This window comes from Streptomyces sp. NPDC001927, from assembly GCF_053594455.1.
On record NZ_JBSFEN010000007.1, the window covers coordinates 253957 to 269348 of the forward strand.

A 15392-nucleotide genomic window follows, 5' to 3' on the forward strand; every position below is an offset into this window, starting at 1 on the left:
CGTGGGTGCTACTGCGGGGCCAGCTTCTCCGCGAGGCCGGGGTTCTTCTCCAGCCAGCCGCGGACGGCCTCCTGCTCCTTGCCCTTGCCGGTCTCCTGGATGTCGGCTTCGAGATCCGTGAGCTGCTTCTCGGTCAGCTTGAAGTTCTTCAGCCAGGCGCCGATCTCGGGGTTCTCGCCGGAGAAGCCCTTACGGGCGAGGGTGTGCACGCCGTCACCGGCGCCCCAGGTGCCCTTCGGGTCCTTGAGCTTCTTCAGGTCGTACGTCGAGTAGGCCCAGTGCGGCGACCAGAGCGTCACGACGACCGGTTCCTTCTTGTCGTACGCACGCTTCAGCTCGGCGAGCATGCCGGGCGTGGAGCCGTCGACGACCTTGTACTCGCCCTCCAGGCCGTACTCCTTGAGGACCTTGTCCTTGAGGATGCCCATCATTCCGGCGCTCGGCTCGATGCCGATGATCCGGCCCTTGAACTCGCCGCTCTTGCCCTTGAGGTCGTCGAGCGAGTCGACGCCCTTCATGTAGGACGGCACGGACAGCTCCAGGGAGGTGGGGCCGAACCAGGAGCCGAGGTCCTCCAGCTTGTTCTGGTACTTCTCCCAGTACTGGGCGTGCGTGACAGGGAGCCAGGAGTCGGTCTGGAAGTCGATCTGGCCGCCGGCCAGGCCGGTGTAGAGCGCGCCGGCCTCCAGCTGCTTGGCGTCGACCTCGTAGCCGCGCCGTTCGAGCAGTTCCTTCCAGAGGAAGGTGGAGGCGATGCCCTCGTCCCAGGGGATGTAGCCGAGGTTGATCTTCTTGCCGTGGCCGATGTCCTTGCCGCCGGCGGTCGTCGAGGACGTGCCGCCGCCGAGGAAGCCCATGCCGCCCGCGACGAGCGCGAGGACGACCACGCCGACCAGGGCGGTGACGGGCTGCGGGCGGTGGTTCCAGAGCTTCGCTCCGGCGCGCCCTGCGACCGCGGCCCGCGCCTTGGCGAGCGCGCGGCGGCCGACCGGCGAGACCTGGCGGCCCAGCGCGCCGGTCATCCGGTCCAGGTACATGGCGAGGATGACGATGGAGATGCCCGCCTCGAAGCCGAGGCCGATGTCGACGTTGCCGATGGCGCGGTAGACCGCGCCGCCGAGCCCGCCGCCGCCGACCATGCCGGCGATGACGACCATGGACAGGCCCAGCATGATGACCTGGTTGATACCGGCCATGATCGTCGGCAGGGCGAGCGGCAGCTGCACGCGCAGCAGCGTGTTGCGCGGGGTGGTGCCGAACGCCTCGGCCGCCTCGACGAGTTCGCCGTCGACCTGGCGGATGCCGAGTTCGGTCATCCGGACGCCCGGCGGCAGGGCGAAGACGATGGTGGCGATGATGCCGGGGACCACGCCGACGCCGAAGAAGATGATGCCGGGGATCAGATAGACCATGGCGGGCATGGTCTGCATGAAGTCCAGGACCGGGCGCAGCACGGCGCTGACGGTCTTGGAACGGGCCGCCCAGATGCCGAGCGGAACCGCGATCACCAGGGTCACGAGCGTCGCGACGAGCACCAGGGAGAGCGTCGCCATGGCGTCGTCCCACAGGTCGACGGAGTCGACGAGCGCGAAGCCCGCGAAGGCGAGCACACCGGCGGGCAGGCCGCGCAGCCACCAGGCGACGACGGCGAGGATGCCGGCGAAGAGCAGGGGCTCGGGTGCGGAGAGGACCGCGTCGATGCCGTCGTAGAGACCGGTGACGACGGTGGTGATGGCGTCGAAGAGCCAGGAGAACTGGGCCTGGAGCCAGTCGACGGAGCTGTCGACCCACTGGCCGAGGGGGAGCCTAGGCATGCACGGCCACCTCCTTCGTACCGGTGGAGCCGGGGGTGCAGGCGACGGGCGGGCGCTGCTCGTCGCCGATGAAGCCGATCAGCCGGGACTGCGGTACGACACCGAGGACGGTGCCGTCGGTGTCCTTCACGGCCACCGGGTGCGGGACACGGGCGCTGACCGCGCACAGGTCGGCGACGAGAGTGTCGGGGCCGACGGTCTCGCAGCCGCAGGCGTCCGCCTTCTCGGGGCCGGCCGCCTCGGTCATCACGGAGGAGGCCGTGAGCACGCGGGAGCGGTCGACGTCCTGGATGAAGGAGGCGACATAGTCGTTGGCGGGGCGGACCAGGATGTCCTCGGCGCTGCCGAGCTGGACGATCCGGCCGTCGCGCATGACCGCGATGCGGTCGCCGAGGCGCATGGCCTCGTTGAGGTCGTGGGTGATGAAGACGATGGTCTTCTTCAGCCGCTTCTGCAGTTCCAGGAGCTGGTCCTGCATGTCGCGGCGGATCAGCGGGTCGAGCGCGCTGAAGGACTCGTCCATGAGGAGCAGGTCGGCGTCGGTGGCGAGCGCGCGGGCCAGGCCCACACGCTGCTGCATGCCGCCGGAGAGCTCGTCGGGCCAGGACTTCTCCCAGCCGGCGAGGCCGCACATCTCCAGGGCCTCGGTGGCCCGGGTCTCGCGCTCGGCGCGCGGGACTCCCTGGACCTCCAGGCCGTAGGCGGCGTTCTCGAGGACGCTGCGGTGCGGGAAGAGCGCGAAGTGCTGGAAGACCATGCTGATCTTCGTGGACCGTACGGTGCGCAGATCGCGGGGGTTCAGCGCCGTGAGGTCCTTGCCGTCGAACAGCACGCGGCCCGCGGTGGGCTCGAGCAGGCCGTTGAGCATGCGCAGGAGGGTGGACTTGCCGGATCCGGACAGACCCATGACGACGAAGATCTGGCCGGGCTCGACGGTGAACGAGGCGTCGATCACCGCCGCCGTCGTGCCGTCGGCGCGGAGCTCGTCGCGGTCCGCGCCGTCATCGAGTTTCTTGACGGCTTCGTCGGGTCGTCTGCCGAACACCTTGTACAGGCGGTCGGCCTGGAGCCTGGACACATATACCTCACGTGTTGAAACGAAAACGGCCTGCCACCCCCGCAGCCAGGCCGTGGAGCGGGGCGGTTTCGGCCCGCGACTCCCGGTGCGCACGGTGATCCCTTGTGGAATCCCGTACCGGGTCCGCTCCGGGCCCGCGCCTGCCCGGGCGTCGCAGGCGCAAACCGAAAGGTGACGGGGGTCACGACGGACGGCCCGGTTGGCGGATCGGGGCGAGTGGCCGAGGCGGGTGCTGGGTCGCCTGGGGCGGCCGGGCGGGGCAGGTGCTGCGTGGCCGGGGCGGCCGGTCGGGGCGGGGGCTGCGTCGGCCGGGGCGGGTGTCAGTGGGGTGCGGCATGATCGGGGTGTGACGCGACGCCTGATGCTCCTCGACACCGCCTCCCTGTACTTCCGCGCGTACTTCGGTGTGCCGGACTCGGTCCGGGCCCCGGACGGCACGCCGGTCAACGCCGTGCGCGGTCTGCTGGACTTCATCACCCGGCTCGTCCAGGACCACCACCCGGACGACCTGGTGGCCTGCATGGACGCCGACTGGCGCCCGCAGTGGCGGGTGGACCTGATCCCGTCGTACAAGGCGCACCGGGTCGCCGTGGAGACGGAGACAGGCCCTGACGAGGAGGAGATCCCGGACACGCTCTCCCCGCAGGTGCCGGTGATCGAGGACGTCCTGGACGCGCTGGGCATCGCCCGGATCGGGGTCGCGGGGTACGAGGCGGACGACGTGATCGGGACGCTCGCGGGCTGGGCGAAGGGCCCGGTGGACATCGTCACGGGCGACCGGGACCTCTTCCAGCTGGTGGACGACGAGCGCGCGGTGCGCGTCCTGTACCCGCGCAAGGGCGTCGGCGACTGCGACCTGGTCGACGACGAGCTGATCCGTACGAAGTACGGGGTGCGGGCGGACCAGTACGCCGACTTCGCCGCCCTGCGTGGCGACGCCAGTGACGGGCTGCCCGGGGTGAAGGGCATCGGCGAGAAGACGGCGGCGCAGCTGATCACGGAGTACGGCGATCTGGCGGGCGTGCGCGCGGCCGCCGTGGACCGTACGTCGAAGCTGACCCCGGCCAAGCGGCGCGGGATCGTGGAGGCGGCGGCGTACCTGGACGTGGCGCCGACGGTCGTCCGGGTCGCCGGAGACGTACCGCTGCCGGAGTTCGACCCGGCGCTGCCTCGGGTGCCCAAGGACCCGGAGGCGCTGGCCGGCCTGGTGACCCGCTGGGGTCTCGGCGGGGCGGTGGGCCGCCTGCTGCCGGTCCTGGAGCGCTGAGGCGTTCTGGGCCGTCGCCCGCCCGGGATGCTAGCTTAGGCAAACCTAAGTTCGTAGAGTCAGGGGAGACCGTCGTGGCAGAGCAGCCGGCGCGCAAGGCACCGCAGGCCCATGAGGCACAGGTCGTGCGCACGGAGCGGATCACGCCTCACATGGTGCGGGTCGTCCTGGGTGGGGAGGGCCTCGACGCGTTCTCCGTGGGCGAGTACACCGACCACTACGTGAAGCTGCTCTTCGCGCCGGAGGGCGTGAGCTACCCGGAGCCGTTCGACATGGAGCGGATCCGCGCGGAGTTCCCGCGCGAGCAGTGGCCGACCACGCGGACGTACACGGTACGGAGCTGGGACCCGGTCCACCGCGAGCTGACCGTCGACTTCGTCGTCCACGGCGACGAGGGCCTGGCGGGTCCGTGGGCGGCGCGGGCGCAGGCGGGTGAGACGGTGCGCTTCCTGGGTCCTGGCGGCGGTTACGCCCCGGACGCGGAGGCGGACTGGCACCTGCTGGTGGGCGACGAGAGCGCCCTGCCGGCGATCGCGGTGGCCCTGGAGCGGCTGCCGGAGGGCGCCACGGTCCACGCCTTCGTGGAGGTCGCGGACGCGGCCGAGGAGCAGAAGTTCGCGACGGCGGCGGGCATCGAGGTGACCTGGCTGCACCGCGGCGACCGCCCGGCGGGCGAGGCGCTCTTGGACGCCGTGAAGGGCCTGGCCTTCCCGGCCGGCGACGTCCACGCCTTCGTCCACGGCGAGGCGGGCTTCGTGAAGGAGCTCCGCCGCCACCTGCGCCTGGAGCGCGCGATCCCGCGCGAACGCCTCTCGATCTCGGGCTACTGGCGCCTGGGCAAGACGGACGAGGCCTGGCGCGCGATCAAGCGCGAATGGAACGACCAGGTGGAACGCGAACAGGAGAACTGAGAAGGGGCGGGGGCCGGGGTCGAGGGGCCCCGGCCCCCGGCGTTCAGACGCCGTGGGCGCCCGGGCAGCCGGGCGCCTCACCCACCCCTGGGCGGCCCCGGCCTCACAAGCGGCCGCCCCCTCACACCCCCGTACCGAACACCTTCCCCGACGCGTCCACGTGCGCCATCCTCCGTAGCGCCGCGAAGATCGCGTCGCCGAGCACGGTGCCCACCACCACGCTCTCCACCAGTTCGTCCCGCTCCACGTTGCGCGCGACGTACTCCAGGTCCGCGCCGGCCACCTGCTCCGCCGCCCCCGCGTAGGCGTCGAGCACCTCGGCGAAGCCGCCGTGGCCGACCTCCGTGAGCGTCGCCAGGGCGACCGCGAGCGCCTCCGCCGCCGCACTGCCCTCGTGCGTGCGCCAGCCGCGCCGGCCGATCAGTTCGGCGACCGCCGCCCGCGCCTCGACGATCTCCTCCCCCACCTCCTCGCGAGTGCGCGGCACCACCCGGTCGGCGGCCGCGCCCAGCATCTTGTGCACCGGACGGTCGCGGTCCTCTATCGCCTCGAGGACCTCGCGGATCGCGGCGACCGACAGCCCGCCGACCTCCAGGAGCGCGCGGATCAGCCGCAGGCGCCGCTCGTGCGAGTCGCCGTACGAGGCCTGGTTCGGGCTCGTCAACTCCCCGGCGGGCAGCAGCCCTTCCCGTACGTAGTACTTGATCGTCGGCACCGGCACCCCGGTCCTGCGACTCAACTCTCCGATGCGCACCCTGCGTTCACCTTCCCGTTCTCGCTCCGGACTTGCCGAGCGACCCACCCATCATAGATAGTGCCGCTATCAGATAGCGGCGAGTGCCACTATCCATAATGCTCGGGACAACCCACGGGGGTACCCATGTCCTCACCCATGCCGCAGCTCCGCCAGCTCCACCGGCCGCTGCTCTGGTTCTCCGCCTCGATGGCGTTACTCGCGGTCGTCGCCCTCGGCGGCCTGATATTCGACGACCGGATCCTGGTCGGCGCCCCGATATGGGCGAAGCCGTTCAAGTTCGCGGTCTCGTTCGTCGCGTACTGCATGACCCTCGCCTGGATGCTCACCCTGCTCCCCCGCGGCCGACGGCTCGCCTGGTGGGCGGGGACGGTGGTCGCCGTGACCGGTCTCGGTGAGATCGCGCTGATCACGATGCAGGCGATACGCGGCAGGCAGAGCCACTTCAACAACGAGACGGCCTTCGACGCCGCCGTCTTCCGGACGATGGGCCTCACCATCGTCGTCCTGTGGCTGGCCGCCCTGGTCATCGCGATCCTGCTGCTGCGCGCCCGGATCCTGGACCGCGCCACCGCCTGGGCCGTCCGCCTCGGCTCCCTGATCGCCCTCGTGGGCACCGCGATCGGCTTCGTCATGGTGCTGCCCACCCCCGAGCAGCGGGCCGCCGGGGACGACCGGGGGATCGTCGGCGCGCACAGCGTCGGCGTCGCGGACGGCGGCCCGTCGATGGCCGTGACCGGCTGGTCCACCACCGGCGGCGACCTGCGCGTCGCTCACTTCTTCGGCATGCACGCCCTCCAGGTGATCCCGCTTCTGCTGCTCGTCCTGGTCACGCTCGCCCCGAGGTTCGCCCGACTGCGCGACCCCCGCGTACGACTCCGGTTGACGCTCGTCGCCTCGGGCGCCTACGCGGCCGTCGTCGCCCTCCTCACCTGGCAGGCCCTGCGCGGCCAGCCGCTCACCGACCCCGACGCCACGACCCTCACCGCCGCGGCCGGGATCGCCCTGCTCACGGGCGCGGCGACCTGGACCTCCCTGCGGCAGAGCAAGAGCCGCACCGCACCCACCACGACCCCGGAGTCCGCCTCATGACCGGCTTTCTCTTCGAGCTCAGCTTCTACCTGGCCGCGCCCGTCTGGCTGCTGATGATCTTCGCACCGGCCTGGCGGTTCACCGAGCGCCTTGCGGCCTCGCCGCTGACCGTCGTCCCGATCCTGGCGGTCTACCTGGCCCTGGCCCTGCCGATCTTCCCCGAGCTGTGGGCGGCGGTCACAAGCCCGGACCTGGACTCCTTCCGCGACCTGACGGCCGGGGCCAACGGGGCGGGCGCGATCTGGGCGCAGGTCATCGCCTGGGATCTGCTGATCGGCCAGTGGATGTACCGCGAGGCCCGCCGACTCCGCATCTCCCCCTGGCTGATGGGCCCCCTCCTGATCCTGACGATCCTCCTCTCCCCCATCGCCCTCCTCGTCTTCCTGGCCGTCCGCGCCTTGAGGAGGCCGACTCCCCAGCAGACCTGAGGAGTCCACCCCGACCACCTCACGTCCCGGGCAGCAACCGGGCCTCGCCGCCCGGGAGTTTGCTCCACCAGTGGTCGTAGCGGCGGTAGACACGGGGCTCGCGGTCGGCGAGGAAGGCCGTCAACGCACGGGCCTCCTCCGCGAGTCCCTCCCAGACCTCGTCCGGCAGGTCGTGGAAGGCGGTCGCCTCGATGCCCCCGTCGGCCGGCCGCCACACACCGGCGACGTAGCCGTCGACCAGCAGGGTCGGCAGCACGTCACCGTTCCTGCGGATGACTCTCGTGCGGTAGTCGGGCGGGATGATCCGCGACCGGTCGACGTAGGCCAGCAGAGTGCTGTCCCACATGGCCATCAGCCGTGGCGGGGCGGGGGTGTCCTCGTCCGGGCGGGGCGCGCCCGGGATGTCGAACAGCTCCTCGCCGCCCGGGCCCTCCCCTCGCTCGAGCTCGTCGGTCAGCGTCTCCAGCACCCTCCTGACCCGGGCCCGCTGGACCAGGGCGAACTGCGCCATGTCCGCCGCGGACGCGGGCCCGAACCCCTCCAGGTAGCGCACGAGCAGCGTCCGCAGGGCGGCGTCGGACGCCTCCTGGGCCGGCAGCTCCGGCGGGTCCGGGGGCGCCATGTACCAGGGGCGTTCCCCGAAGGACCACGGCGGTGCGGTGGGCGCGTGCACCAGGGGCGTGTAGTGCCGCAGCGCCCACCACGCGCCGGACTTCGGCGCGGCCCCCACCCGCTCCTGGATCCAGGCCTCGTACTCCGCGCCCGTCCTGGGCCTGTCGGCGAAGGCCAGCAGCTCCGGGACGAGCAGGTCCGCGTCCTCGGCGGTCAGGCCCGAGGCCGCGAACCGGGGATCGCCGATCCTGGCCCCCCTCAGCAGCGGATGCACGGCCTCCCGGAAGGTGCGGAAGTCGTCGGCGTGGACGGCGTGCAGGGTGACCCGCATCAGCGTCGACTTGACGACCGTCCCCCGGGCGAACGCCGTGTCCAGGTCGGCGGGGTCGAACCCGGCGGTCCGGTTCCACAGCGCGAGGTACGGGGAGGCCGGCTGCTGGGCCTGCAGCGCGACCACCTTCCGTACCGCCTCGGCGGCGCCGAGCCGCTCGCGCCGCAGCAGCGACTGCCGGGCCAGAGTGGAACGGTTGAGCCCCCGCGCGCTGATCTTCATACCGGCATCGTCCCGCATCTCACGAGCGGGCGCGGACCGTCGCCAGGACGTCCCGGTCGGGCTGGAGGGTCAGGCTCGGCACGGGGCGTATCTCCCCGGCCCCGAGGTCCAGGTCGAGCCGGAAGCGCCGGGCGAGGACGGCGAGGATCAGGACGGCCTCGACCATCGCGAACCGGGTCCCGAGACAGGCCCGGGGCCCGCCGCCGAAGGGGAACCACGCGTACTCCGGTATCTCCTCGGCGGGCTCGCCCTCCACCGCGCCCCAGCGCTCCGGGCGGAACTCCTCCGGGTCCGCGAACCAGCGCCCGTCCCGATGGGTGGCCCACTGGCTGGACCACACGCGCGTCCCCGCAGGGACCGCCCGCCCACCGAGGGTCGCCCCCTCCCGGGCGCGACCGGTGATGAGCCAGATCGTCGGGTAGAGCCGGAGCGTCTCCTTCACCACGGCCTGGGTGTACGGCAGCTGGGCGTAGTCGTCGAAGCCCGGTTCACGGTCGCCCAGGACCCGGTCGAGCTCCTCGCTCAGGGCGTCCCGCACCCGCGGGTTGTGGGAGAGCAGCTGCCAGGCCCAGACGAGCGTGGAGCTGGTGGTCTCGTGCCCGCCGATGTACAGCGTGACGGTCTCGTCGCGGATCTCCTGGTCCGAGAGGTGCGCGCCGGTCTCGTCCTGGGCGGCGAGGAGCCGGCTGAGCAGATCGGGCCGCTCCGTGTCGCCGCCGCGATGGCGGGCGACGACGCGGCCGACCTCGGCGTCGATGACGGCGACGGCCCGCTTGATACGAGCCCGCCCCGGGGTGGGCACCCAGTCGGGCAACAGGGCGCCGATCCCGCTGAACTCGGCGCCGATCTCCTTCTGCGCCACATCCATGGCCCGGCCGATGGCCTCGGCGTCGGCGGCGGTGTCGACGCCGAAGATGGTGCGCACGGCGATGAGCTGGGTCAGCGCGGCCATCTCCTTCTTGATGTCGACCCGCTCCCCGTCGCCCCACCGGTCGGCCAGGGCGATGGCGCACTCGGCCATCGTGGCGGCGTAGGACCGCACCTGCTTGGGCCGGACGGAGGGCTGCACGAGGGAGCGCTTGCGCCGCCACTCGGCGCCCTTGGCGACGACCACACCGTTGCCCAGCAAGGTGCGGAAGGCGATGCCGAGGTCGGAGTGGTCGAAGGTGCTCTCCACCTCGGTGAGGAGTTCACCGATGGCGTCGGGGTGGGCGATGAAGAGCGAGGGACCCGACCCGAAGCGCCAGCTGACGAAGTCGCCGCGCTCGCGCATCCGTTCGAAGAAAGCGAGCGGGTCCTTGCCGAACTCCGGCAAGTTCCCCAACAGCGGTACGCCCCGCGGCCCCGGCACGATCTTCTGTCCGTCGGCCGTCTCGTCGACGGCGGCCGAACCGGCTTGCGTGGTCACGTGCGTCCCCTCCCAGCTGTGTTGCCCGGCGTGGTGCGGTGTCGAGATCCATGGAATCGGAGACGTCCGACACTCCGCCACCCCTGTGGACAACACCCTGTGGACAACACCCGCAAGATCCGGACAACCCGCCCGCGCCGCACAAGCCGAAGGGCCCGCAGCGCGCCGATCCGGCGTCAACCACGGGCCCCTACAAGCGACTTGATGTTGCGTCAGCCCACCGAGCTGTACGCCACCACACCCCTCAGCAGCGAGTCGACCGCCTTGCGGGCGTTCTTGGCGACCGTGCTGTTCTCCTTGGGCGCGGCGGCCGCGATCTGCCCGAGGACGTCGATGACCTGCTTGCACCAGCGCACGAAGTCACCGGCGGGCATCTCGGCCTCCCGCAGGACCTCGTCGAGCCCCTTGTCGGAGGCCCACTGGTAGGCGGCCCAGGCGAAGCCGAGGTCCGGTTCGCGCTGACCGACACCCTCCGCCTGGTTGATCTTGAACTCTTCCTCCAGGGCGTCGAGCCGCCCCCAGATCCGCACCATCTCGCCGAGCGCGGCCTTGGCGTTCCCGGTGGGAAGCTTCGGCGCCACGGCGTCGTCGGACTGCCGGGCCTCGAACACCAACGCCGAGACGCACGCCGCCAGTTCGGGCGGCGTCAGGCCCTCCCAGACCCGGTCGCGGAGGCATTCGCTGGCCAGCAGGTCGAGTTCGCCGTAGAGCCGGGCGAGCCGCTTGCCGTTGTCGGTGACGTCGTCGCCCCGCAGATAGTCGAGCTCGGTGAGGAGCGCGACGATCCGGTCGAAGGTACGGGCGATGGTGTTCGTCCGCCCCTCGATGCGCCGCTCCAGCTGCTTGGTGTCGCGCTGCAGCCGGTGGTAGCGCTCGGCCCAACGCGCGTGGTCCTCGCGCTCGTCGCAGCCGTGGCACGGGTGCGCCCGCAGCTCGGTACGGAGCCGGTTGATCTCGCGGTCGTCGGCGGCGGCCGAACGCTGCTTGCGGTGCCGGTCCGGGTTCAGGTGCCCGGCCTTGGTCCGCAGCGCGGAGGCGAGGTCCCGACGGGACTGCGGGGAGCGGGGGTTGAAGGACTTCGGGATCCTCAGCCGCTCCATCGCCTCCACCGGGACCGGGAAGTCGATCGAGGCGAGCCGCTTGACCTGACGCTCGGCGGTGAGCACGAGCGGGCGGGGCCCGTCGTGGTGCTCGAAGCCGCGGTGGCCGTTGGTCCGCCCGGCCGGGATCCCCGGGTCGAGGACGAGGGCGAGCCCGGCGAACTTGCCCGTGGGCACGTGGATGACGTCGCCCGGCTTCAGCTTCTCCAGGGACGCGGCGGCCGCGGCTCGGCGCTGCGCGGCGCCCTGCTTGGCCAGTTCGGTCTCCCGGTCCTTGAGGTCGCGGCGCAGCCGCGCGTACTCCTCGAAGTCCCCGAGGTGGCAGGTCATGCCCTCGCGGTAGCCCTCGAGGCCCTCCTCGTTCTTCTGGACCTGGCGCGAGATGCCGACGACCGACCGGTCCGCCTGGAACTGCGCGAACGAGGTCTCCAGCAGCTCGCGCGAGCGGTGCCGCCCGAACTGGTCGACCAGGTTGACCGCCATGTTGTACGAGGGCCTGAAGCTGGACCGCAGCGGGTACGTGCGCGTGCCCGCGAGTCCGGCGAGGTGGCCGGGGTCAAGACCGCGCTGCCACAGGACGACGGCGTGCCCCTCGACGTCGATGCCGCGCCGCCCGGCGCGCCCGGTGAGCTGGGTGTACTCGCCGGGGGTGATGTCGGCGTGCTGCTCGCCGTTCCACTTGACGAGCTTCTCCAGGACCACGGACCGTGCGGGCATGTTGATGCCGAGCGCGAGGGTCTCGGTCGCGAAGACCGCCTTCACGAGGCCGCGGACGAACAGCTCCTCGACGACCTCCTTGAAGGTCGGCAGCATGCCGGCGTGGTGGGCGGCGATGCCGCGCTCCAAGGCCTCAAGCCACTCGTAGTACCCGAGGACGTGCAGGTCCTCGGTCGGGATGCTGGCGGTGCGCTCCTCGACGATCTCGCGGACGCGCAGCCGCGCCTCGTCGTTGTTGAGCCGGAGTCCGGCGTACAGGCACTGCTGGACGGCGGCCTCGCAGCCGGCCCGGCTGAAGATGAACGTGATGGCGGGCAGGAGCCCTTCGGCGTCGAGGCGTTCGATGACCTCGGGCCGTCCGGGCGTCCAGATGCGGGAGCGCTGCCGGCGCTCGCGCTCGCGGTCGGCCTCGCGGACCATCTTGCCGCGCCGCCGCTCGCGCGGGTTGTACGTACGGGTGTTCTCGGTGCGGGCCAGGCGCAGCAGGTCGGGGTTGACCTCGCGGCGGGACGCGGCGCGGCCGCCGTGGTCGGTCTCCTCCTCGAAGAGGTCGTACATCCGGCGCCCGGCCAGGACGTGCTGCCACAGCGGCACGGGACGGCTCTCGGAGACGATGACCTCGGTGTCGCCGCGCACGGTGTCCAGCCAGTCGCCGAACTCCTCGGCGTTGGAGACGGTCGCGGAGAGTGAGACCAGCGTCACCGACTCGGGGAGGTGGATGATCACTTCCTCCCAGACGGCGCCGCGGAAGCGGTCCGAGAGGTAGTGCACCTCGTCCATGACCACGTATCCGAGGCCGCTGAGCGCCTGGGAACCGGCATAGAGCATGTTGCGGAGGACCTCGGTGGTCATGACGATGACCGGGGCGTCTCCGTTGACACTGTTGTCGCCGGTGAGGAGGCCGACCTTGTCGGGGCCGTACCGCTTCACGAGGTCGGCGTACTTCTGGTTCGACAGCGCCTTGATCGGTGTCGTGTAGAAGCACTTGCGCCCCTGGAGCAGGGCGAGGTGGACGGCGAACTCGCCGACGATGGTCTTGCCCGAGCCCGTGGGCGCGGCGACGAGCACGCCCTTGCCCGCTTCGAGGGCCTGGCAGGCCTCGATCTGGAAGGGGTCCAGACCGAACTCGTACATCTCGCGGAAGGGGGCCAGCGCGGTGGCCTGCTCGGCGTTGCGGGCGCGAGCGGCTGCGTACGCTTCGGCTGGTGTGAGGTCCTCTGTCATCTTGTTGTCGAGCCTACCCGCCACCTCTGACAGTGACGCGATCTTTAACGAGCGAGCGAAATCCGGCCCCCACGGAGCCCCGTCACGGCGCCAGCACCCGAAGCGCCCCCGGTACGCACTCGGCGGTCAGCGGCAGCGGTCCGAGCGGCTCGCCGTCCGCGTAGCCGGTGATGCCGGGGGCGTCGAGGGTGACGGACCGGACGCGGTGGACCGTGACGGCCGGGTGGTCGAGGTGGGTGCCCCGGTAGACCTTCGGGAAGACCTTGATCAGCGTCGTACGGCTGCACTCGCCGACGACGGTGACGTCGAAGAGGCCGTCGTCCATGCGGGCGTCGGCGCAGATCCGCATCCCGCCGCCGTACGACGTCCCGTTGCCGACGGCCACCAGGGTCGCCTCGACCTCCCTCTCCGTACCGTCGTCGAAGACGAGGCGGTACGGGACGGGCCGGAAGGCGGCGAGCTCGGCGATCATGGCGAGGTCGTACTTGAACCGTCCGACGGGCAGCCGCATCCGGTTGCCGCGGTCGTTGACGCGCGAGTCGAAGCCGGAGGCGAGGACGGTGCCGAACCAGCGGTCGCCGACCCGGCCGAGGTCGATGTCGCGTCCGCCGCCGCCCTTGAGGAGTTCGGCGGCGAGCCGCCCGGCGGCCGACGGTCGGCGGACGGGCAGGCCGAGGGAGCGGGCGAAGTCGTTGCCAGTGCCGACGGCCACCACCCCGAGGGGCGTACGGGAGCCCGCCAGGGCCTGGAGGGCGAGCGAGACCATGCCGTCGCCGCCGACGGCGACCAGTGCGCCGGTGCCGCCCGCGACGGCCTCACGGGCCCGCCGCAGGGCGTCCTCCGCGTCGGCGCCGAGGACGGTACGGACGGAGAATCCGGCGTCCCGGAGCGCGCGAGCGGCCGGCTGCGCGGCGTGCGCGCCCCGGCCGCGTCCCGCGGTGGGATTCACGAAGAGGGTGATCTCGCTGGTCATGGGTGTCCCCCCGGAGGAGTCTGGGGGGAGGACCCTACAAGATCAGGTGACGTCGTCGTAACTGCCGGGACCGAGCGCCCTGCCGCCGTCGGCCTGCCCGGTGGACTGCTCCGGAAGGGCGCGGGACGCTCCAACGGGCTCGACGGCGCCGACGGCCTCGGGCGTGAGGTCCAGGCTGGAGGCCTCGTCGTCGTCCAGCTCGGCGTCCGGATTGTTGCGGGCCCGGCGTCGGTCGTTGAGGACCGAGACGCCGACCGCGATGAAGTAGAGGACGATCATCGGCCCGGAGAGGGCGATCATGCCGAAGGGGTCGGTCGAAGGGGTGGCGACCGCGCCGAAGACGAAGACGCCCATGATCACACCGCGCCACCAGCCGGCCATGCGCTTGCCGGTCACGACGCCGGCGATGTTGAGCATGATCAGCAGCAGGGGCAGCTCGAAGGCGACACCGAAGACCAGCACCATGCGCGTGGTGAAGTCCAGGATGTCGTCGAGCGAGACGAAGTTCGATGCGACGTCGGGCGTGATGCTGATCAGCACCTTCACGCTGACCGGCATGATCAGGTACGCGACGTAGGCGCCGGCGGCGAAGAGGGGCACGGCGACGGCCGCGAAGTAGTACGTGTACCGCTTCTCGCTCTTGTGCAGGCCGGGCGCGACGAACGCCCACAGCTGGTACAGCCAGACCGGGGAGGCGGCGAGCAGACCCGCGAGCATGACCACCTTCACCGTCGAGGTGAAGGGCGACAGCACGGTCTGGTACGCGATGACGACGCAGCGCCCGCCGGTGTTGTCGGCGATCGAGGTGCCGGGCGGGCACTTCGGGACGGGCGAGGAGAGGAAGTCCATCAGCTGCTGGCTGAAGAACGCGGCCACGACCGAGGCCACGACCACCGCGAGCATCGCCTTGGCGACCCGGTTACGGAGCTCGCGCAGGTGTTCCACGAGCGGCATCCGCCCCTCGGGATCCTTCTCCTTCTTCGTGCGGGCAGGCTTGAGCAACCCACGTCCTCATCTCGTGCGGCAGGCCGGCATGCGACGCGGCCTTGGGGTCGAACGGGGTCAGCGCTGCGTGGTGTCCGAGGGCTCGGTCACGGGGCGGGCGGAGGTGACGTCGCCGGGCGCGGCCTTGATGGTGCGCTGCGCGGCGGGCTGCTCGGCCGGCGGGTCGGCGGGGGCGGGCTGCTGGCCGCCCTCGCTCTTCATCGCCTTGGCCTCGCTCTTCAGGATGCGCGCCGACTTGCCGAGGGAACGGGCCATCTCGGGGAGCTTCTTGGCGCCGAAGAGGAGCACGATGACAAGGAGGATCAGGCTGATCTCGAGGGGACCGATCTGACGGAACATAAGCGTGGTCTACCTTCTCATCGAGGCGGCTGGGATGGTGCTGGTGGTCGCCGCCCGGACTGGTGCCCGAACCCCGACCGTCAGCGATCGTAACGCGCACGAGTAAACGCAGGGCAA

At 71.4% G+C, this 15392-nt stretch carries 13 protein-coding genes; 4 read left to right on the forward strand and 9 right to left on the reverse strand.

Translation table 11 applies throughout. The features are described 5' to 3' along the window. Positions 1–8: 8 nt before the first annotated feature. Positions 9–1814, reverse strand: a complete 1806-nt coding sequence (locus ACWCO8_RS21000) for an ABC transporter permease/substrate binding protein (RefSeq protein ID WP_451033487.1) — start codon at positions 1812–1814, stop codon at positions 9–11. Further along, positions 1807–2892: a quaternary amine ABC transporter ATP-binding protein gene (locus ACWCO8_RS21005; protein ID WP_451033488.1), complete on the reverse strand. Its 1086-nt coding sequence runs from the start codon at positions 2890–2892 to the stop codon at positions 1807–1809. The genes ACWCO8_RS21000 and ACWCO8_RS21005 overlap by 8 nt, the downstream gene beginning before the upstream one ends. Before the next feature lie 361 nt (positions 2893–3253). On the opposite strand from ACWCO8_RS21005, the gene ACWCO8_RS21010 reads away from it, so the two are divergent. Continuing rightward, complete coding sequence (locus ACWCO8_RS21010; RefSeq protein ID WP_362005102.1) at positions 3254–4159, forward strand: 5'-3' exonuclease; 906 nt, start codon at positions 3254–3256, stop codon at positions 4157–4159. 74 nt (positions 4160–4233) lie between these two features. Continuing rightward, positions 4234–5070, forward strand: a complete 837-nt coding sequence (locus ACWCO8_RS21015; protein ID WP_451033489.1) for a siderophore-interacting protein — start codon at positions 4234–4236, stop codon at positions 5068–5070. Positions 5071–5191: 121 nt separating this feature from the next. On the opposite strand, the gene ACWCO8_RS21020 is transcribed toward ACWCO8_RS21015, so the two are convergent. Next, positions 5192–5824 carry a MerR family transcriptional regulator gene (locus ACWCO8_RS21020; protein ID WP_451033490.1) on the reverse strand — a complete coding sequence of 211 codons (633 nt, stop codon included), beginning with the start codon at positions 5822–5824 and terminating at the stop codon, positions 5192–5194. 189 nt (positions 5825–6013) lie between these two features. Between ACWCO8_RS21020 and ACWCO8_RS21025 the strand changes: the two genes are divergently transcribed. After that, on the forward strand, positions 6014–6916 hold the full coding sequence (locus ACWCO8_RS21025) for a hypothetical protein (RefSeq protein ID WP_451033632.1): 903 nt from the start codon (positions 6014–6016) through the stop codon (positions 6914–6916). Then, positions 6913–7344 carry an ABA4-like family protein gene (locus ACWCO8_RS21030; RefSeq protein WP_451033491.1) on the forward strand — a complete coding sequence of 144 codons (432 nt, stop codon included), beginning with the start codon at positions 6913–6915 and terminating at the stop codon, positions 7342–7344. Before ACWCO8_RS21025 ends, ACWCO8_RS21030 begins: the two co-directional genes overlap by 4 nt. A gap of 19 nt (positions 7345–7363) precedes the next feature. Here ACWCO8_RS21030 and ACWCO8_RS21035 read toward each other — a convergent pair whose 3' ends face one another. From ACWCO8_RS21035 to tatA, 6 genes are all read right to left on the reverse strand, one after another. Further along, entirely contained in the window at positions 7364–8509 is a 1146-nt protein-coding gene (locus tag ACWCO8_RS21035) for a winged helix DNA-binding domain-containing protein (protein WP_451033492.1), read from the reverse strand. A 19-nt stretch (positions 8510–8528) separates the two neighbouring features. Next, complete coding sequence (locus ACWCO8_RS21040) at positions 8529–9917, reverse strand: cytochrome P450 (protein ID WP_451033493.1); 1389 nt, start codon at positions 9915–9917, stop codon at positions 8529–8531. A gap of 212 nt (positions 9918–10129) precedes the next feature. Then, the gene (locus tag ACWCO8_RS21045; protein WP_451033494.1) at positions 10130–12958 is read right to left on the reverse strand and encodes a DEAD/DEAH box helicase; all 2829 of its coding nucleotides are present in this window, start codon (positions 12956–12958) and stop codon (positions 10130–10132) included. A gap of 82 nt (positions 12959–13040) precedes the next feature. Beyond that, positions 13041–13931 carry a diacylglycerol kinase gene (locus tag ACWCO8_RS21050; RefSeq protein WP_451033495.1) on the reverse strand — a complete coding sequence of 297 codons (891 nt, stop codon included), beginning with the start codon at positions 13929–13931 and terminating at the stop codon, positions 13041–13043. A gap of 42 nt (positions 13932–13973) precedes the next feature. Next, a complete protein-coding gene (gene tatC / locus ACWCO8_RS21055) occupies positions 13974–14885 on the reverse strand; it encodes a twin-arginine translocase subunit TatC (protein WP_451033633.1) in 912 nt (303 codons plus the stop codon). 108 nt (positions 14886–14993) lie between these two features. Beyond that, on the reverse strand, positions 14994–15275 hold the full coding sequence (gene tatA, locus ACWCO8_RS21060) for a Sec-independent protein translocase subunit TatA (RefSeq protein ID WP_362004492.1): 282 nt from the start codon (positions 15273–15275) through the stop codon (positions 14994–14996). Positions 15276–15392: the final 117 nt, after the last annotated feature.

Bases quoted from the DNA above. Each gene is read 5' to 3' on its own strand.
- ACWCO8_RS21050 (WP_451033495.1), bottom strand. From the start codon at position 13,931: ATGACCAGCGAGATCACCCTCTTCGTGAATCCCACCGCGGGACGCGGC.
- ACWCO8_RS21045 (WP_451033494.1), bottom strand. From the start codon at position 12,958: ATGACAGAGGACCTCACACCAGCCGAAGCGTACGCAGCCGCTCGCGCC.
- ACWCO8_RS21025 (WP_451033632.1), top strand. From the start codon at position 6,014: ATGGCGTTACTCGCGGTCGTCGCCCTCGGCGGCCTGATATTCGACGAC.
- ACWCO8_RS21030 (WP_451033491.1), top strand. From the start codon at position 6,913: ATGACCGGCTTTCTCTTCGAGCTCAGCTTCTACCTGGCCGCGCCCGTC.
- ACWCO8_RS21010 (WP_362005102.1), top strand. From the start codon at position 3,254: ATGCTCCTCGACACCGCCTCCCTGTACTTCCGCGCGTACTTCGGTGTG.
- ACWCO8_RS21000 (WP_451033487.1), bottom strand. From the start codon at position 1,814: ATGCCTAGGCTCCCCCTCGGCCAGTGGGTCGACAGCTCCGTCGACTGG.
- ACWCO8_RS21035 (WP_451033492.1), bottom strand. From the start codon at position 8,509: ATGAAGATCAGCGCGCGGGGGCTCAACCGTTCCACTCTGGCCCGGCAG.
- tatC (WP_451033633.1), bottom strand. From the start codon at position 14,885: ATGCCGCTCGTGGAACACCTGCGCGAGCTCCGTAACCGGGTCGCCAAG.
- tatA (WP_362004492.1), bottom strand. From the start codon at position 15,275: ATGTTCCGTCAGATCGGTCCCCTCGAGATCAGCCTGATCCTCCTTGTC.